At 62.6% G+C, this 17,772-nt stretch carries 16 protein-coding genes; 14 read left to right on the plus strand and 2 right to left on the minus strand.

The features are described 5' to 3' along the window. Positions 1–29: 29 nt before the first annotated feature. Positions 30–548 carry a DUF2062 domain-containing protein gene (locus AC07XZ_RS10925; protein WP_007950764.1) on the minus strand — a complete coding sequence of 173 codons (519 nt, stop codon included), beginning with the start codon at positions 546–548 and terminating at the stop codon, positions 30–32. Between the two features lie 136 nt (positions 549–684). Between AC07XZ_RS10925 and AC07XZ_RS10930 the strand changes: the two genes are divergently transcribed. The 12 genes from AC07XZ_RS10930 (at position 685) to AC07XZ_RS10985 (ending at position 12,137) form a co-directional block, all read left to right on the plus strand. After that, the gene (locus tag AC07XZ_RS10930) at positions 685–2,928 is read left to right on the plus strand and encodes a DNA internalization-related competence protein ComEC/Rec2 (protein WP_102686516.1); all 2,244 of its coding nucleotides are present in this window, start codon (positions 685–687) and stop codon (positions 2,926–2,928) included. Between the two features lie 78 nt (positions 2,929–3,006). Beyond that, positions 3,007–3,642, plus strand: a complete 636-nt coding sequence (locus AC07XZ_RS10935; protein ID WP_163976130.1) for a MotA/TolQ/ExbB proton channel family protein — start codon at positions 3,007–3,009, stop codon at positions 3,640–3,642. Further along, positions 3,639–4,067, plus strand: a complete 429-nt coding sequence (locus AC07XZ_RS10940) for an ExbD/TolR family protein (protein ID WP_102686515.1) — start codon at positions 3,639–3,641, stop codon at positions 4,065–4,067. Before AC07XZ_RS10935 ends, AC07XZ_RS10940 begins: the two co-directional genes overlap by 4 nt. Next, the gene (gene lpxK, locus AC07XZ_RS10945) at positions 4,067–5,077 is read left to right on the plus strand and encodes a tetraacyldisaccharide 4'-kinase (protein WP_102686514.1); all 1,011 of its coding nucleotides are present in this window, start codon (positions 4,067–4,069) and stop codon (positions 5,075–5,077) included. The genes AC07XZ_RS10940 and lpxK overlap by 1 nt, the downstream gene beginning before the upstream one ends. 24 nt (positions 5,078–5,101) lie before the next feature. Further along, on the plus strand, positions 5,102–5,287 hold the full coding sequence (locus tag AC07XZ_RS10950; protein ID WP_003174668.1) for a Trm112 family protein: 186 nt from the start codon (positions 5,102–5,104) through the stop codon (positions 5,285–5,287). Next, entirely contained in the window at positions 5,284–6,048 is a 765-nt protein-coding gene (kdsB, locus tag AC07XZ_RS10955) for a 3-deoxy-manno-octulosonate cytidylyltransferase (RefSeq protein ID WP_102686513.1), read from the plus strand. The genes AC07XZ_RS10950 and kdsB overlap by 4 nt, the downstream gene beginning before the upstream one ends. Further along, positions 6,048–6,512, plus strand: a complete 465-nt coding sequence (locus tag AC07XZ_RS10960; protein WP_064598568.1) for a low molecular weight protein-tyrosine-phosphatase — start codon at positions 6,048–6,050, stop codon at positions 6,510–6,512. Before kdsB ends, AC07XZ_RS10960 begins: the two co-directional genes overlap by 1 nt. Further along, the gene (gene murB, locus AC07XZ_RS10965) at positions 6,509–7,528 is read left to right on the plus strand and encodes a UDP-N-acetylmuramate dehydrogenase (protein ID WP_085607343.1); all 1,020 of its coding nucleotides are present in this window, start codon (positions 6,509–6,511) and stop codon (positions 7,526–7,528) included. Before AC07XZ_RS10960 ends, murB begins: the two co-directional genes overlap by 4 nt. Before the next feature lie 247 nt (positions 7,529–7,775). After that, positions 7,776–8,246 (plus strand): (2Fe-2S)-binding protein, encoded by a 471-nt coding sequence (locus AC07XZ_RS10970; protein WP_039770687.1) that lies wholly within the window; start codon positions 7,776–7,778, stop codon positions 8,244–8,246. Then, entirely contained in the window at positions 8,243–10,564 is a 2,322-nt protein-coding gene (locus AC07XZ_RS10975; RefSeq protein ID WP_085745063.1) for a xanthine dehydrogenase family protein molybdopterin-binding subunit, read from the plus strand. The genes AC07XZ_RS10970 and AC07XZ_RS10975 overlap by 4 nt, the downstream gene beginning before the upstream one ends. Next, a complete protein-coding gene (locus AC07XZ_RS10980; protein WP_102686512.1) occupies positions 10,564–11,544 on the plus strand; it encodes an XdhC family protein in 981 nt (326 codons plus the stop codon). The genes AC07XZ_RS10975 and AC07XZ_RS10980 overlap by 1 nt, the downstream gene beginning before the upstream one ends. After that, positions 11,541–12,137, plus strand: a complete 597-nt coding sequence (locus AC07XZ_RS10985; protein ID WP_085745061.1) for a nucleotidyltransferase family protein — start codon at positions 11,541–11,543, stop codon at positions 12,135–12,137. The genes AC07XZ_RS10980 and AC07XZ_RS10985 overlap by 4 nt, the downstream gene beginning before the upstream one ends. 65 nt (positions 12,138–12,202) lie before the next feature. Here AC07XZ_RS10985 and rne read toward each other — a convergent pair whose 3' ends face one another. Continuing rightward, positions 12,203–15,454 carry a ribonuclease E gene (gene rne / locus AC07XZ_RS10990; protein ID WP_102686511.1) on the minus strand — a complete coding sequence of 1,084 codons (3,252 nt, stop codon included), beginning with the start codon at positions 15,452–15,454 and terminating at the stop codon, positions 12,203–12,205. Positions 15,455–16,152: 698 nt separating this feature from the next. Here rne and rluC point away from each other — a divergent pair. Together rluC and AC07XZ_RS11000 are read left to right on the plus strand one after the other, a co-directional pair. Then, on the plus strand, positions 16,153–17,115 hold the full coding sequence (gene rluC, locus AC07XZ_RS10995) for a 23S rRNA pseudouridine(955/2504/2580) synthase RluC (RefSeq protein WP_007950779.1): 963 nt from the start codon (positions 16,153–16,155) through the stop codon (positions 17,113–17,115). Continuing rightward, complete coding sequence (locus AC07XZ_RS11000; protein ID WP_085607333.1) at positions 17,102–17,764, plus strand: HAD-IA family hydrolase; 663 nt, start codon at positions 17,102–17,104, stop codon at positions 17,762–17,764. The genes rluC and AC07XZ_RS11000 overlap by 14 nt, the downstream gene beginning before the upstream one ends. The last annotated feature ends 8 nt before the right edge of the window (positions 17,765–17,772 follow it).

Consider the following 17,772-nt stretch of genomic DNA (forward strand, 5'->3'; position numbering starts at 1 on the left):
GGCCTCCCACAGTGGAGGCCGTTTTGCATTCACGCCTGACGTCTTTTCTTGCGCCGCGCCCATTGCCGGGCCACCCACCAGCGCCAGTACATCATCACCAGACAATAGGCGAGGGCGCCCAGTGCCAACCCGACCACCACCGAACCCAGCAGGAACGGTTGCCACAAGGTCGAGAGCTCACCGCTGATCCATTCCCAGGTCAATTCGTCGGGGAGCGTGCGGGCGGGCACATCCATCAGCCAGGCCCCGGCCTGATACGTGCAGAAGAATACCGCCGGCATGGTGATCGGATTGGTCAGCCAGACCAGACTGACGGCAATCGGCATGTTGCCGCGCACCATGATCGCGAGGACGGCGGCCACCAGCATCTGTGCGGGAATCGGCAGGAACGCGGCGAACAGGCCAACGGCCATGGCCCGGGCCACCGAGTGTCGGTTGAGGTGCCAGAGGTTCGGGTCATGCAGCAACGTGCCGAGAAAGCGTAAGGATTTGTGTTCCCTGATGCTCGTCGGGTCGGGCATGTAACGTTTGAATAAGCGCCGGGGCATAGGGCTTCTCGGTCGGTTAAGGCGGCAAGTATGTCTGGATTCTATGAACCGCCCATTCAGACTTTGTGACAATTGATAACGACGCGCGTGCCCCGCAGCCGCTATGCCTGAAGGTGGGACTCTCAAGGACGGGCTTATGCGCACAGGGATGATGGCGCTGGCGGTCGGTCTGCTGGCTCCGGTTTTTTTGCCGGCCTTGCCGCTGGTCGGGTTATTGCTGGTGTTGCCGTGGGTGGCGCTGATGCTGCTGCCGTTTCGCAGCTACCCACTGGCGTTTTTGCTGCTTGGATTTACATGGGCGGGTTTCAACGCGCAGATGGCGTTGAATGACCGGCTGCCTTCCCGGCTGGATGGCGAAACGCGCTGGGTGGAAGGACGGGTCGTCGGCTTGCCGCAGAATGCCGAGGGCGTCGTGCGCTTCGAACTGTCCGATGCGCGCTCGCGTCACGAGAAACTGCCGTCGCTGATGCGTCTGGCGTGGTACGCCGGGCCTGAGATCAAAAGTGGCGAACGCTGGCGACTGGCAGTCAAGCTCAAGCGCCCCGGTGGCCTGCTCAATCCGGATGCGTTCGATTACGAAGCCTGGCTGCTGGCGCAGCGCATCGGCGCCACCGGGACGGTGAAGGATGGCGAGCGCCTGGCGCCGGCGCAGTGGGCCTGGCGTGACAGCATTCGCCAGCGCCTGCTTGCAGTGGATGCCCAGGGACGTAACGGCGCCCTGGCTGCGCTGGTGCTCGGTGATGGTTCGGGGCTCAGTCGCGAGGATTGGCAGACCTTGCAGGACACCGGCACCGTGCACCTGCTGGTGATTTCCGGCCAGCACATCGGGCTGTTGGCGGCGTTGATGTATGCGCTGGTCGCCGGGTTGGCGCGGGTCGGGATCTGGCCGTTGCGTTGGCCCTGGCTGCCCTGGGCGTGCGGTCTGGCGTTCGCGGCGGCGCTGGGTTACGGCCTGCTGGCCGGGTTCGATGTACCGGTGCGGCGCGCCTGCGTAATGGTTGCGCTGGTGCTGCTGTGGCGATTGCGATTTCGCCATCTCGGTGCCTGGTGGCCGTTGCTGCTGGCCTTCAACGGTGTGCTGTTGATGGATCCGCTGGCCAGTCTGCGCCCGGGGTTATGGCTGTCCTTTATCGCGGTCGCCGTGCTGATCTTTACCTTCGGCGGCCGTCTGGGGCCGTGGCGCTGGTGGCAGACCTGGACGCGCGCGCAGTGGCTGATCGCGATCGGCTTGTGCCCGGTGCTGGTGGCGCTGAGCCTGCCGATCAGCCTAAGCGGACCACTGGCCAATCTGCTTGCGGTGCCGTGGGTCAGTTTTGCGGTGCTGCCGCCGGCGTTGCTGGGGACATTGCTGTTGCCGATTCCCTATGTCGGGGAAGGGCTGCTGTGGCTGGCCGGCGGACTGATCGATGGATTGTTCCGGGCGCTGGCCCTGATTGCCGGGCGCTGGCCGGCGTGGGTTGCACAATCGATGCCGGGCTGGATCGTGGCGCTGGGTTGCATCGGTGCAGTGCTGTTATTGCTGCCCCGAGGCGTTCCCCTGCGTCCCTTGGGCTGGCCGTTGCTGCTGGTGCTGGCATTTCCGCCTCGAGAACGCCTGACCGAAGGCGTAGCGGATGTGTGGCAACTGGATGTCGGCCAGGGTCTGGCAATTCTGATCCGCACCCGGCATCACACCTTGCTGTACGACAGCGGCCCGCGTTTCGGCGACTTCGACCTCGGCGAGCGAGTGGTGCTGCCGGCCTTGCGCAAACTGGGGGTGGAACACCTCGACCTGATGCTGCTCAGCCATGCCGATGCCGATCACGCGGGTGGCGCACTCGCCGTAGCGAAAGGATTGCCGGTCAGCCGGGTCATCAGCGGCGATCCGCCGGGGCTGGCCGAAGAGCTGAATGCGGAGGCCTGTGAAAGTGGTCGGCAATGGCAGTGGGACGGCGTTGCCTTTCATCTATGGCAATGGGCCGACGCCCACGACAGTAATCAGCGTTCCTGCGTGTTGCAGATCGAAGCCAACGGCGAACGATTGCTGCTGACCGGCGACATCGACAGCGCTGCCGAACGGGACCTGCTCAACAGCGCGCTGGCAGTTCATACCCAGTGGCTGCAAGCTCCGCACCATGGCAGCCGCAGTTCCTCATCGATGGCCTTGCTCAAGGCTTTGCAGCCCCACGCCGTGCTGATTTCCCGAGGGCAGGGCAATTCGTTCGGTCATCCGCACCCGACGGTCATCGCCCGTTACCGCAAACAGGGCATACACATCCATGACAGCGCCGAGCAGGGCGCCATTCATCTGCAACTGGGGCGGTTTCAGCCGGCCCGGTCGATGCGTCAACAACGCCGCTTCTGGCGCGACCCGCCGTTGCCGGGGGCGGAGTACCGTTGAGCACGGTCGTCGGGGCGACGGGTCTTTATCGCGAACCGGTATGGTAAAGTGGCGCACTTTTTCGAGGGGGCTGTCACTGTGTGGGAATTGGTCAAATCCGGCGGCTGGATGATGTTGCCGATCATTCTGAGTTCCATCGCCGCCATGGCGATCGTCGCCGAGCGCCTGTGGACCCTGCGCGCCAGTCGCGTCACCCCTGAGCATCTGCTGGGTCAGGTCTGGGTCTGGATCAAGGACAAGCAGCTCAACAAGGAAAAACTCAAGGAATTGCGCGCCAACTCGCCGCTGGGGGAAATCCTCGCCGCGGGCCTGGCCAACTCCAAGCATGGTCGCGAGATCATGAAGGAGTGCATTGAAGAAGCGGCCGCCCGGGTCATCCACGAGCTGGAACGCTACGTCAACGCGCTGGGCACCATCGCCGCCATGTCGCCGCTGCTCGGTCTGCTGGGCACGGTGCTGGGCATGATCGATATTTTCAGCGCCTTCACCGGCTCGGGAATGACCACCAATGCTGCGGTGCTGGCCGGCGGTATTTCCAAGGCGCTGATCACCACCGCTGCGGGCCTGATGGTCGGTATTCCGGCGGTGTTCTTCCACCGTTTCCTGCAACGCCGCATCGATGAACTGGTGGTGGGCATGGAACAGGAAGCGATCAAACTGGTGGAAGTGGTGCAGGGCGACCGTGACGTCGATCTGGCCGGGGGCAAAGCGTGAAATTCCGTCGCAAGCCCCGGGAAACCATCGACATCAACCTCGCGTCGCTGATCGACGTGGTGTTCATCCTGTTGCTGTTTTTCGTCGTGACCACCACCTTCACCCGCGAAACCCAGTTGCGCGTCGATCTGCCGGAAGCGGTCAGCGGTTCGCCGGCCGAGGATCAGCAGGTCAAGCAACTGGATGTGGCCATCAGCGCCGAAGGCGTGTTCTCGGTGAACAACAAGATTCTGCCGAAGAACGATCTGGCGACCCTGATGGAAGCCATGCAGAAAGAAGCCAACGGCGACACCAACATGCCGTTGTCGATCAGTGCTGACGGCAAGGCTCAGCATCAATCCGTGATCACCGCCATGGATGCGGCCGGCAAGCTCGGTTTCAGCCATCTGCGCATGACCACGGTCGAGGCGGCGCCCAAATCCTGATGGCCATGTCCGATCGTCTGCTCGCCGCGTGGTATCAGGGGCACCCGGCCCTGACGCTGTTGCGGCCGCTGGAGTGGCTGTACCGCCGCGTCGTGGCCGGCAAGCGTCAGCGTTTTCTCGACGGCGAGGGTGAGATCTATCAGTCACCGGTACCGGTGATCGTGGTCGGTAACATCACCGTCGGCGGCACCGGCAAGACACCGATGATCCTGTGGCTGATCGAGCACTGCCGACGCCACGGGCTGCGGGTCGGCGTGGTCAGCCGTGGTTACGGTGCCAAACCGGTGCAACTGCCATGGCGGGTCGAAGCTGACCAGACTGCCGACATCGCCGGTGACGAACCCTTGCTGATCGTGCAGCGCACCGGCGTACCGCTGATGATCGACCCCGATCGCAGCGCCGCCGTCAGAGCCCTGCTGGACAGCGAGCCGCTGGACCTGATCCTGTCCGATGACGGCATGCAGCATTACCGCCTCGCGCGGGATCTGGAACTGGTGCTGATCGACGCCGCCCGTGGCCTTGGCAATCAGCGCTGCCTGCCCGCCGGCCCCCTGCGCGAGCCGGCCGAGCGCCTGCAAAGCGTTGATGGTGTGCTGTTCAATGGCGCCCTTGAGGATCGCGACGGCGGATTCGCTTTCCGTCTCAAACCGTCGGCGCTGGTCAATTTGCGCAGCGGCGAACGCCGGTCGCTCGATCATTTTCCTCCCGGTCAGGCCGTGCACGCGGTGGCCGGGATCGGCAACCCGCAACGTTTCTTCAATACCCTCGAAGCGCTAGACTGGCGGCCTGTGCCCCACGCGTTTGCCGATCACGCCGAATACAGCGTGCAGGCCTTGAGTTTCACGCCGTCATTGCCAGTGGTGATGACTGAAAAGGACGCGGTGAAGTGCCGTGCCTTCGCCGCCGATGACTGGTGGTACCTGGCGGTCGATGCCGTGCCGTCGCCGGCCTTCGTGGCCTGGTTCGACACGCAACTGATGCGCCTGTTGCCGGATCTTCTTTTGCCTTAATCCGTTTTTATCCAGGGAATGTTCATGGACACCAAACTGCTCGACATCCTCGCCTGCCCGATCTGCAAAGGCCCGCTCAAGCTCAGCGCCGACAAGACCGAACTGATCAGCAAGGGCGCCGGCCTGGCGTACCCGATCCGCGACGGCATCCCGGTGATGCTGGAAAGCGAAGCCCGCACCCTGACCACCGACGAGCGTCTGGATAAATGACCACCGCCTTCACCGTTGTCATCCCGTCGCGATATGCCTCGACTCGCTTGCCGGGCAAGCCGCTGCTGGATATCGTCGGCAAGCCGATGATCCAGCACGTCTGGGAACAGGCCAGCAAAAGCAGCGCCAGCCGTGTGGTCGTGGCCACCGACGATGCGCGCATTGTCGAGGCCTGCAAGGCCTTCGGCGCCGAAGTGGTGCTGACCCGTGAAGATCACAACTCCGGTACTGACCGTCTGGCTGAAGTGGCCGCGAAGCTGGGTCTGGAGCCGGATGCCATCGTGGTCAACGTGCAGGGTGACGAACCGCTGATCCCGCCGAGCGTGATCGATCAGGTCGCCGACAACCTCGCGGCCCACACCGAAGCGCGCATGGCCACCCTGGCCGAGCCGATCGAAGACGTGGAAACCCTGTTCAACCCGAACGTGGTCAAGGTCGTCAGCGACCTCAACGGTCTGGCGCTGACCTTCAGTCGAGCGACCCTGCCATGGGCCCGCGATGCGTTCGCCAAGAGCCGCGACGTGCTGCCGGAAGGCGTGCCGTATCGTCGCCACATCGGCATTTATGCCTACCGCGCAGGCTTCCTTCAGGATTTCGTGAGCTGGGGGCCGTGCTGGCTGGAAAACACCGAATCCCTCGAACAACTGCGTGCCCTGTGGCACGGCGTGCGGATTCACGTGGCTGACGCGTTGATCGCGCCGCCGACGGGGGTCGACACCGCCGAAGATCTCGAGCGCGTCCGTCGCCTGCTGGAGGCCTGATGCGCGTTCTGTTCGTGTGCCTGGGCAATATCTGCCGTTCGCCCACCGCCGAAGGTGTGTTGCGCCACAAGTTGCGTGAAGCGGGACTGGCGGATCAGGTCGAAGTGGCCTCCGCCGGCACCGGCGACTGGCACGTCGGCAATCCGCCGGACAAGCGCAGCCAGGCTGCGGCCAAACTGCGGGGTTATGACCTGTCGGCGCAACGCGCCCAGCAGGTCAGCCGCGCCGATTTCGCCAGCTACGACCTGATCCTCGCCATGGACAACAGCAACCTGCGCAACCTCAAGGCCTTGCAACCGTCCACCGGCAAGGCCGAGCTGGATCTGTTCCTGCGCCGCTATGAAGGCGAAGTCGATGAAGTACCGGATCCGTATTACGACGGCGATCAGGGTTTCGAGCAGGTGCTGGATCTGATCGAACGTGCCTGCGATCAGCTGTTGATCGAAGTGAAGGGGCGGTTATGAGTTTGCAGGTGCAACCGCAGGTTTCCCTGAAACCCTTCAATACCTTCGGCGTCGACGTTCGCGCGCAGCTGTTTGCCGAAGCCCACAGTGACGCCGATGTGCGCGAAGCCCTGGCTTACGCGACTTCCCACGATGTGCCGTTGCTGGTGATTGGCGGCGGCAGCAACCTGTTGCTCACGGCGGACATCCCGGCGCTGGTGCTGCGCATGGCCACTCGTGGCATCCGCGTCATCAGCGACGACGGCAACCGCGTGGTGATCGAAGCCGAAGCTGGGGAGCCATGGCACCCGTTCGTGCAGCACACGCTGGCGCAGGGTTTTTCCGGGCTGGAGAATCTCAGTCTGATCCCCGGCACCGTTGGCGCCGCACCGATGCAGAACATCGGTGCCTACGGTGTCGAGATCAAGGATGTGTTCGCCGGCCTGACGGCGCTGGATCGCCAGACCGGCGAGCTGCGCGACTTCAGTCTGGAAGAGTGCAACTTCGCCTACCGCGACAGCGTGTTCAAGCAGCAGCCGGGTCGTTGGCTGATCCTGCGGGTGCGCTTTGCACTGGATCGAGTCGCGCATCTGCACCTGGAATACGGTCCGGTGCGTCAGCGCCTGACCGAGCAGGGTATCGAGCAGCCGACGCCGACGGATGTCAGTCGAGCGATTTGCAGCATCCGCAGCGAAAAGCTGCCGGATCCGGCGGTGCTCGGCAATGCCGGCAGTTTCTTCAAGAACCCGCTGGTGTCGGCGGCCGTGGTCGCACAGATCAAGGCGCAGCACCCGGATCTGGTGGCTTATGCGCAACCGGACGGGCAGATGAAACTGGCGGCCGGCTGGTTGATCGAGCGCGCCGGCTGGAAAGGTTTCCGTGAGGCCGATGCCGGCGTGCATAAATTGCAGGCGCTGGTGCTGGTCAACTACGGCGCGGCGACCGGGCTGCAATTGCTCGATCTGGCTCAGCGCATCCAGAAAGACATTGCAGAACGTTTCAATGTCGAGCTGGAAATGGAGCCCAATCGCTATTGAGGCTACGCTTTCAAGGCTGAACCCAAAGCCCTGCACTATTTAAAAAAGTGCAGGGCTTTTTTGTTAATCGCGGGTTAACGTAGCCAGCTAACGATACCAGTCATTTGCTCCACCAAAGGCCCGGTGCAGACGTTCCCGTCGGCACAAGAGAGCCTGATTAGCCTGAGCCGATCTGCGCGAACCACCACCGTCCCTGCGGTGGCAGATGGCTCGACCCCATAACCTCCATGAATATGCGGGCGTGCCCATGATTACCCTGAAACTCAATGGTCAAGATCATCCACTCGATGTCACCGAGGACATGCCGCTGTTGTGGGCGATCCGTGACGTCGCCGGTTACAACGGCACCAAGTTCGGCTGCGGCATGGGCCTGTGCGGTGCATGCACCATTCATATCGACGGCGCGCCGGCGCGCAGTTGCATCACCCCGATCGGTTCGGTGGTCGGGCAGAACGTGACCACCATCGACAACCTGCACGCCGATCCGGTCGGTCAGATCGTCCAGCAAGCCTGGCTCGACACGGCTGTGGCTCAATGCGGTTACTGCCAGGGCGGGCAGATCATGTCCGCCACCGCGTTGCTCAAGACCAACCCGAATCCGAGCGATGAGCAGATTGAAGAGGCGATGGTCGGCAACATTTGTCGTTGCGGCACCTACAACCGGATCAAGACCGCGATCCGTCAGGCCTCCACTCACCTGAAGGAGGCCAAGGCATGAGCCGTCTACCGAACGATTTCGCCCTGAGCAACCTGAGTCGCCGGGGCTTCCTCAAGGGCGTCGGCGCCACCGGTGCGTTGGTGCTGGCGGCGAGCTGGGGCTGGCAGGATGCGCTGGCCGAAGACAAGCCGAAGCAGTTCGGTGCCGACGGCATGCCGAACGGCTGGATCGACGATCCGAAGGTCTACGTCAGCATTGCCGCTGACGGCACGGTGACCGTGGTCTGCAACCGTTCGGAAATGGGCCAGGGTGTGCGCACCAGCCTGACCATGGTGGTCGCCGATGAGCTGGAAGCCGACTGGGCGCACGTCAAGGTTCAGCAGGCGCCGGGTGATGAGGTGCGCTTCGGCAACCAGGACACCGACGGCTCGCGCAGCATGCGTCACTGGTACGAACCGATGCGCCGTTGCGGCGCTGCCGCGCGGACCATGCTGGAGCAGGCCGCCGCCGCGCAGTGGAAGGTGCCGGTCGGCGAATGCCGCGCACAACTGCATAAAGTCATTCACACGCCGTCCGGGCGCGAGTTGGGTTACGGTGAGCTGGCCGTTGCGGCCAGTGCGCTGACGGTGCCGGCCCGTGACAGCCTGCGGCTCAAGCAGCCGTCAGAATTTCGTTACATCGGCAAGGAAGGCACCAAAGCCATCGACGGTGCCGACATCGTCAATGGTAGGGCGGTTTACGGGGCCGACGTGCATTTCGACGGCATGCTGTTCGCGGTCATTGCGCGTCCGGCGGTGTACGGCGGCAAGGTCAAGTCGGTCGACGACAGCGCCGCGCTGAAAGTGCCGGGCGTGCTCAAAGTCATCCAGATCGAACCCCGGCCATTGCCTTCGGAATTCCAGCCACTGGGCGGCGTGGCCGTGGTGGCCAGCAACACCTGGGCGGCATTGAAAGGTCGTGAAGCGCTGAAGATCGAGTGGGACGATGGCCCGAACGCCACTTATGACTCGGTCGCCTATCGCAAGGAGATCGAAGCCGCTTCGCTGAAACCGGGCAAAGTGGTACGCAACACTGGCGACATCGACAAGGCCATCGGCAGTGCCGCCAGCACTCTGGAAGCCTCTTATTACTTGCCGCATCTGGCCCAGGCACCGATGGAGCCGATGGTTGCCATCGCCCGTTACAAGGATGGCACCTGCGAGGCGTGGGCACCGAGCCAGGCGCCGCAGGTTACCCGCGAGCGGATCGCCGAACGCCTGGGGCTGCCATTCGATAACGTCACCTTTAACGTGACACTGCTCGGCGGTGGTTTCGGCCGCAAGTCCAAACCGGACTTCGTCGTTGAGGCTGCCGTGCTCGCCAAGGAATTTCCTGGCAAAGCAGTGCGCGTGCAATGGACCCGGGAAGACGACATCCACAACTCGTATTTCCACACCGTATCCGCCGAATACCTCAAGGCCGGCGTCGGCAAGGACGGCTTGCCGTCCGCCTGGCTGCACCGCACGGTAGCGCCGAGCATTACCGCGCTGTTTGCGCCGGGCATGAATCACGAAGCTGCGTTCGAGCTGGGCATGGGCTTTACCAACATGGCCTACGCAATTCCCAACGTGCGCCTGGAAAACCCTGAGGCCACGGTGCACACGCGGGTGGGCTGGTATCGCTCGGTGTCGAACATTCCCCATGGTTTTGCGATTCAGAGCTTTGTCGACGAACTGGCGCACAAGGCCAAGGAAGATCCGCTCAAGTATCAGATCAAGTTGCTCGGCCCGGATCGGCAGATCGACCCGCGTACGCTCAGTGAAGAATGGAACTACGGCGAATCCCCAGAGCGTTATCCGATCGACACCGGGCGGATGCGCACCGTGCTCGAGACTGCGGCCAAGGCGGCGGGTTGGGGTCGTCAACTGCCCAAGGGTCGTGGTCTCGGATTGGCGGTGCATTACAGCTTCGTCACCTACGTGGCGGCGGTGATCGAAGTCGAGGTCAAGGACGACGGCACGCTGATCGTGCACAAGGCCGATATCGCCGTGGATTGCGGCCCGCAGATCAACCCGGAGCGGATCCGTTCGCAGTTCGAAGGCGCCTGTGTGATGGGCCTGGGCAATGCCGTGTGGGGCGAAATCAGCTTCAAGGACGGCAAGGTGCAACAGGACAACTTCCATATGTATGAAGTGGCACGCATGTCGTTGGCGCCGAAGGAAGTCGCGGTGCATCTGGTAACGCCGCCGGGCGAGGTGCCGCTGGGTGGTGTCGGCGAACCGGGCGTGCCGCCGATTGCGCCGGCGCTGTGCAACGCGATCTTCGCCGCCACCGGTCAGCGCATTCGCAACCTGCCGGTGCGCTACCAGTTGCAGGGCTGGCAGAAGGCGCAAGCGTGATGGACAGCGCCGATCTGAATGTCCTGCGCAGTGTGCTCGAATGGCGTCGCGCCGGGCAGCGGGTGATGTTGTTCAGCGTGGTGCAGACCTGGGGCACCGCGCCCCGGGCGCCCGGCGCAATGCTCGCGTTGCGCGAAGATGGCGTGGTGATCGGTTCGGTGTCCGGCGGTTGCGTCGAGGACGATCTGATCGCCCGGCTGCACGACGGACGGATTCCCGCCGACGGGCCGCCGGTGCAGTTGATCACCTACGGCGTGACGCAGGAAGAGGCGGCGCGTTTCGGCCTGCCGTGCGGCGGCACTCTGCGCCTGACCGAGGAGCGAGTCGGCGATCCGGCGTGGGTCGCCGAGTTGCTGGATCGCTGCGAAGCCCACGAAATCGTCGCTCGCGAGCTGAACATCGGCACTGGCGAGGTGGTGCTGCGACCGGCCGGCAAGACCGACGCATTGAGTTTCGACGGACAAACCCTGCGTGCCATTTACGGCCCACGCTGGCGCCTGCTGTTGATCGGCGCCGGGCAGTTGTCGCGGTATGTGGCCGAGATGGCGCGGCTGCTGGATTTCGAAGTGCTGATCTGTGATCCGCGCACCGAGTTCGTCTATGGCTGGGAAGAGCAGCATGGGCGGTTTGTGCCCGGTATGCCGGATGAAGCGGTGCTGAACATCCAGACCGATGAACGCACGGCGATTGTCGCGCTGACTCATGATCCACGGCTGGACGACATGGCGCTGCTCACGGCGCTCGATTCCAAAGCGTTCTATGTCGGTGCGCTCGGCTCGCGGGTCAATAGCCGCAAACGTCGGGAAAATCTGGCTGAGCTAGGCTTGTCGGAAGCGGCCATCGCCCGTTTGCACGGGCCGATCGGTTTGCATATTGGCAGCCATTCCCCGGCGGAAATCGCCTTGTCGCTGTTGGCCGAAATCGTCGCGATCAAGAATGGTGTCGAGCTCAAGCAGAAGAAAACAGTGGAGAGTGTATGAGCCGATCCATCGGAGTGATTGTGCTGGCGGCGGGCGAGGGCAGCCGCTTTCGCGAAGTGGCGGGTGCCAACAAGGACAAGCTGCTGGCCGATTGCACCGGGCGTGATGGCGCGGTGCGTTCGGTGATCGAGCAGGTGTTGGTGAACCTGCCGGCGAGCCTCGACCAGCGAGTGCTGGTGACGACCGAGGCGCGCCCGCAGGCAATGCGCATGGCGCAGGCTTATGGGTGTGACATTGTCTCGATCGAATCCACGGGAATGGGCGACAGCATCGCGGCGGGTGTGGCGGCTTGCCCGGATGCCGATGGCTGGCTGATTGTGCTGGGCGACATGCCGTTCATCCTGCCGTCGAGCATGGAACGGGTCGTGGCGGCGATTGCCGAGGATGCGGTCAGCGTACCGACGTTGAACGGTGACTATGGGCATCCGGTCGGGTTTGGTCGATCGTTCGCAGCGGGACTGATGTCTTTGTCCGGTGACCGCGGCGCCAGACCGCTGTTTGCCCAAGGACGAGTGATTGAAGTCGCGGTGGATGATCCGGGTGTGTTGTGGGATATCGACGTGCCGGATGCGCTGGTTTTCCCGCCATCCTGAAAAACCTTGAGGCATAAAAAAGCCCCGCCTGGATCACCAGGCGGGGCTTTTTATTGGCTTTGGAATCAGACGAGAGGTTTAGGCTCGTGTTCTTTTTCCTGGGCCTCTTCGTGTTGCTCGACCGCTTCCTGAACGGAGCGTGGTGCTTCGGCAATCACGGCCTCAACGGCAACTTCTTCAGCGACAGGGGCAGGAGCTGCCTCGACCACTTCGGCAACCACTGGCTCGGCAGCGACTGGAGCAGCAGCGGCAGCCAGTTCGGCTTCCTTCTGCAGACGCTCTTCTTCACGCTTGCGACGACGCACTTCACGCGGGTCGTTTGGTGCGCGGCCGCTTGGGGTCAGGGCGCTGACCGGCGCGACAACTGGAGACGCTTCAACTACCGGGGCAGGTGCTTCGGCGACAACTGGCGCTTCAACCACAGGGGCTTCAACGACCGGTGCCGGTTCGGCAACCACTACTGGCTCGGCAGTCTTGGCTTCTTCAACAACAGGTGCTTCAACCACTGGCGCTGGTGTTTCTGCGACAGCTGGCTCGGCGACCCAGTTGAATGCGGTCTGTTCTTCGCGAACTTCACGCACGGTTTCGGTCACGGTTTCAGCGACGGTTTCGACAACCGACTCTTCAACTACGGCTGGTGCTTGGAAGGTCACCGCTGGTTCGGCAGCCGCTTCAACCTGAGGCTGAGCTTCGCGAGCCGGAGCCACTTCGACTTCCGGAGCGGCAGCTACTTCTACCGGAGTGGTTGCTTCAACAACCGGCGCTTCTACTGGAGCAGTTTCCAGTGTTGCAGCGGTAGCGCGTTCAGCTTGCTCGTGGGCCTGAGCTTCAGCCGGAGCGCTGATCGCGGTGCTGGCAACTGCAGCGGTAACAGCCAGACCAGCAGCCAGATCGGCAGTGCTTGGCGCCTGGGCGTTTTCGCCGGACTCGGATTCTTCCGAACCTTCGATCACGTTGCCGTTGGCATCACGCTGACGTTCGCGACGGTTGCTGCGACGACGCTGACCACGGGAGCGGCGGCGTGGACGATCGCCTTCGGCGTTCTCCGAACCGTCTTCCGGCAGTTGCTCTTCGTTGGTGGTGATTTCTTCTTCAGCGACGGCAGCAGCGGCCTGTTCGGCACGCGGTTGACGCTCTTCACGCGGAGGACGTGGCGCACGTTCTTCACGCGGCTGACGGGCCGGACGCTCTTCAGCGGTGGCGGCGGCAGCAACGGCCGGAGCGGCATCCAGAGGTTCGCGCAGTTCACGTACGCGTTCTTCACGCTCGCCACGCGGCTTGCGATCTTCACGTGGAGCACGTGGTGCACGTTCTTCACGAGGGGCGCGTGGTGCGCGTTCTTCGCGGGCTACCGGTGCTTCGTCACGGGATTCGCGCGGCTCGCGGACTTCACGTGGTTCGCGCGGCTGACGCTCTTCACGCGGCTCACGTGGGGCGCGCTCTTCACGCGGTGCACGTTCTTCGCGCGGCTTGCGTTCTTCATCGCGGCGACCGTTACGGTTGCGGCTCTGCTGACGACCGTTGCGACGCTCTTCGTTGCGGGCCGGACGCTCGGTGGCTGGTTTTTCAACCACAACCGGAGCTACAGGTTCTTCCTTGGTGGCGAACAGGCTGACCAGCGACTTCACCAGGCCTTTGAACAGGCTTGGCTCTGGCGCGGCAACCGGAGCAGGTGCCGGGGCCGGAGCGGCGACTTCGGTCGGAACCGGAGCGTTGGCGCGGGCCGGAGCGGTCTTGACGGCGGCTTCCTGGCGCACCAGGGTGCGGGTCGCGGCGGCTGGCTGGACGTCTTCGACGTCGGCGGCAGCGGCAGCGATTTCGTAGCTGGACTGGTTGGTCGCGGCTTCCGGGCTGTCGTCACGCAGACGCTGAACTTCGAAATGCGGGGTTTCGAGGTGATCGTTCGGCAGGATGACGATGCGGGCGCGGGTGCGCAGTTCGATCTTGGTGATCGAGTTGCGTTTTTCGTTGAGCAGGAACGCGGCCACCGGGATCGGCACTTGAGCGCGAACTTCGGCGGTGCGGTCTTTCAGGGCTTCTTCTTCGATCAGGCGCAGGATCGCCAGGGACAGCGATTCGACGTCACGGATGATGCCGGTGCCGCTGCAGCGCGGGCAGACGATGCCGCTGCTTTCGCCGAGCGAAGGACGCAGGCGCTGACGGGACATTTCCAGCAGGCCGAAGCGCGAGATGCGACCGATCTGCACGCGGGCGCGGTCGGCTTCCAGGCATTCGCGGACTTTCTCTTCCACGGCGCGCTGGTTCTTGGCAGGGGTCATGTCGATGAAGTCGATGACGATCAGGCCGCCGATGTCGCGCAGGCGCAACTGACGGGCGATTTCTTCAGCCGCTTCAAGGTTGGTCTGCAGGGCGGTTTCTTCGATGTCGCTGCCTTTGGTGGCGCGCGCCGAGTTGATGTCGATGGACACCAGGGCTTCGGTCGGATCGATGACGATGGAGCCGCCGGACGGCAGTTCAACGACGCGCTGGAAAGCGGTCTCGATCTGGCTTTCGATCTGGAAACGGTTGAACAGCGGAACGCTGTCTTCGTACAGCTTGATCTTGCTGGCGTACTGCGGCATCACCTGGCGAATGAAGGTCAGGGCTTCGTCCTGGGCTTCAACGCTGTCGATCAGCACTTCGCCGATGTCCTGGCGCAGGTAATCGCGGATGGCGCGGATGATCACGTTGCTTTCCTGGTAAATCAGGAATGGCGCGGAACGATCCAGCGAGGCTTCTTTGATGGCGGTCCACAGTTGAAGCAGGTAATCGAGGTCCCACTGCATTTCTTCGCTGCTGCGGCCCAGGCCGGCAGTGCGCACGATCAGACCCATGTCGGCTGGAGCGACCAGACCGTTCAGCGCTTCACGCAGTTCGTTGCGCTCTTCGCCTTCGATGCGACGGGAGATGCCGCCGGCACGCGGGTTGTTCGGCATCAGAACGAGGTAACGACCGGCCAGGCTGATGAAGGTGGTCAGGGCTGCGCCCTTGTTGCCACGTTCTTCTTTTTCGACCTGAACGATGACTTCCTGGCCTTCGCTCAGGACGTCCTTGATGTTGACGCGGCCTTCAGGGGCTTTCTTGAAGTATTCGCGGGAGATTTCTTTGAGGGGCAGGAAGCCGTGGCGCTCGGAGCCGAAATCGACAAAGGCAGCCTCAAGGCTTGGTTCGATGCGAGTGATGCGGCCTTTATAGATGTTGGCCTTTTTCTGCTCGCGTGCACCGGATTCGATGTCCAGGTCGTAGAGGCGCTGGCCATCTACCAGTGCAACACGCAACTCTTCGGGTTGAGTTGCGTTAATCAGCATTCTTTTCATGTAGTACCGTCGGTTTCCGGGCTGCCGGAAACGGCGTTCGGCACACACGACTTCTCACGGTCGGTGTCAGGTGCGTCGGGAGTGGTTGGCCATTCCCGTGTCCAGCGATGTCCGGCCAATTGGGCCGTTATCGCGACGTACGCGTCCTGCTTGCTGTGGCTACTTAAGCACTCAGTCAGGAGGAGGAATCAACCGGTGGCTGTGGACGAGATGAAGCGTCTTGATAAAACCTGTTGCTACACAGTCCAGCGGTTGTGCATCTCCACCCTACACGTATCCCTGATAATTCGGGTGCTGCCGCGCGCAGAATCCGCAGCGGGTTGGCATTTACCGTGAGCTCCGAAAGGGGAGGTCACGCATCATGGCTAATTCAGGCGGTGTTTCCGGAGTCTTCGCTCGGGGTCATCCGCGGCTGACTGCACTTTGTGAACTGGCCGTGAATATGGCTCGCGTGGCGAGTCAAAACTCTGCTTTGCGGCGTGATTCAGGCCTCATGTCACCTGCGCTTGTTACAGCTGCAAACTCCACCGTTACGTAGCAAAAGCCCCGTAGGACGGCCTCGCGTCCTGGTGAATTGCGTTGGTCAGGGCCGGTTTTTGACCGTGGTTCCGCTGTCCAGGCCGCTTTTGGCGGCGTTCGCGACTATAGCAGCAATGATTAAGTGCTTCAATTCCATAAAAATTGTTATCATCGGCGCCATGACGACTACTGCCCCTTCGACTCCAGGCGTTCAATTGCTTGAGGTCTCGCCGGAATATGCCGGCCAACGAATCGACAATTTCCTCCTCGCCCGGCTCAAAGGCGTGCCCAAGACCTTGATTTACCGCATTTTGCGCAAAGGCGAAGTGCGTGTGAACAAAGGTCGGATCAAGCCCGAATACAAGCTGCAGGCCGGCGACATCGTGCGCGTGCCGCCTGTTCGTGTGCCTGAGCGTGACGAGCCGGTGCCTTTGGCCCAAGGCCTGTTGCAGCGCCTGGAAGCCTCGATTGTCTACGAAGACAAGGCCCTGATCGTGATCAACAAGCCCGCCGGCATTGCGGTTCACGGTGGCAGCGGCCTGAATTACGGCGTTATCGAAGCCTTTCGTCAGTTGCGCCCCGATGCCAAGGAGCTGGAACTGGTTCACCGTCTCGATCGCGACACCTCCGGCCTGCTGATGATCGCCAAGAAGCGCAGCATGTTGCGCCACTTGCATGCCGCGTTGCGCGGTGACGGTGTCGACAAGCGTTACATGGCACTGGTTCGCGGCAATTGGGCGACCTCGATCAAGCAAGTCCGTGCGGCGCTCGGCAAGAGCAATCTGCGCTCCGGGGAGCGCATGGTCGAGGTCGACGAGGAGGAGGGCAAGGAGTCTGTGACCGTGTTCAAGGTCCTGCGTCGCTTTGGCGATTTTGCCACTTTGATCGAAGCCAAGCCGATCACCGGTCGCACGCACCAGATCCGCGTCCATACGTTGCACGCAGGGCACTGCATTGCCGGTGACACCAAGTACGGCGATGATGGTTTCAGTAAGGAAATCCGTGATCTGGGCGGCAAGCGCCTGTTCCTGCACGCGTACATGCTGACCGTGCCGCTGCCCGATGGCGGTGAGCTCAAGTTGCAGGCACCGGTCGATGAAATGTGGGCCAAGACTGTGGAGCGATTGAGTGCGCCCATCTGATTACAAGCTGCTGATTTTCGATTGGGACGGCACCCTGGCCGATTCCATTCATCGGATTGTCGAGGCAATGCACTCGGCGTCCGGGCGCTCCGGTTTCGAGTTGCGTGATGATTTTGCCGTCAAGGGCATCATCGGTCTGGGCTTGCCCGAGGCGATCCGCACGCTGTATCCCGAAATCAGTGATGCCGAAATGACCTTGTTTCGCGAGTATTACGCCGATCACTACATCGCTGCAGAAGCCGTGCCTTCGCCGTTGTTCGAAGGTGTAGTCGAGTCGATGGCGTCCTTTCGCGAGCAGGGCTATCACCTGGCTGTCGCGACCGGCAAGAATCGTCGCGGTCTGGATCGGGTGCTCAAGGCCAATGGCTGGGAAGATTATTTCGATATCACCCGCGCTGCGGATGAAACTGCGAGCAAGCCGCACCCTCTGATGCTGGAGCAGATACTCGCTCACTGCGGTGTGCGTGCCGAACAGGCGTTGATGGTCGGCGATTCGTCCTTCGACCTGCTGATGGCGCGCAATGCGGGGATGGATTCGGTGGCGGTCAGTTATGGCGCGCAATCGATCGAATCACTGCAGCAGTTCGAGCCGCGACTGTCGATCGACCATTTTTCCGAATTGCACGCCTGGCTGGGGCAGCAGGCTTAATACGTTTT

It is taken from the genome of Pseudomonas sp. GW458-11-26-14-LB4 (assembly GCF_059423925.1).

What these genes read in the sequence shown, in the direction of transcription:
- kdsB (WP_102686513.1), top strand. Translation starts at nt 5,284, where the DNA reads ATGACCACCGCCTTCACCGTTGTCATCCCGTCGCGATATGCCTCGACT.
- rne (WP_102686511.1), bottom strand. Translation starts at nt 15,454, where the DNA reads ATGAAAAGAATGCTGATTAACGCAACTCAACCCGAAGAGTTGCGTGTT.
- AC07XZ_RS10985 (WP_085745061.1), top strand. Translation starts at nt 11,541, where the DNA reads ATGAGCCGATCCATCGGAGTGATTGTGCTGGCGGCGGGCGAGGGCAGC.
- rluC (WP_007950779.1), top strand. Translation starts at nt 16,153, where the DNA reads ATGACGACTACTGCCCCTTCGACTCCAGGCGTTCAATTGCTTGAGGTC.
- AC07XZ_RS10975 (WP_085745063.1), top strand. Translation starts at nt 8,243, where the DNA reads ATGAGCCGTCTACCGAACGATTTCGCCCTGAGCAACCTGAGTCGCCGG.
- AC07XZ_RS10950 (WP_003174668.1), top strand. Translation starts at nt 5,102, where the DNA reads ATGGACACCAAACTGCTCGACATCCTCGCCTGCCCGATCTGCAAAGGC.
- AC07XZ_RS10930 (WP_102686516.1), top strand. Translation starts at nt 685, where the DNA reads ATGCGCACAGGGATGATGGCGCTGGCGGTCGGTCTGCTGGCTCCGGTT.
- AC07XZ_RS10980 (WP_102686512.1), top strand. Translation starts at nt 10,564, where the DNA reads ATGGACAGCGCCGATCTGAATGTCCTGCGCAGTGTGCTCGAATGGCGT.
- AC07XZ_RS10925 (WP_007950764.1), bottom strand. Translation starts at nt 548, where the DNA reads ATGCCCCGGCGCTTATTCAAACGTTACATGCCCGACCCGACGAGCATC.
- murB (WP_085607343.1), top strand. Translation starts at nt 6,509, where the DNA reads ATGAGTTTGCAGGTGCAACCGCAGGTTTCCCTGAAACCCTTCAATACC.
- AC07XZ_RS10970 (WP_039770687.1), top strand. Translation starts at nt 7,776, where the DNA reads ATGATTACCCTGAAACTCAATGGTCAAGATCATCCACTCGATGTCACC.
- AC07XZ_RS10960 (WP_064598568.1), top strand. Translation starts at nt 6,048, where the DNA reads ATGCGCGTTCTGTTCGTGTGCCTGGGCAATATCTGCCGTTCGCCCACC.
- lpxK (WP_102686514.1), top strand. Translation starts at nt 4,067, where the DNA reads ATGGCCATGTCCGATCGTCTGCTCGCCGCGTGGTATCAGGGGCACCCG.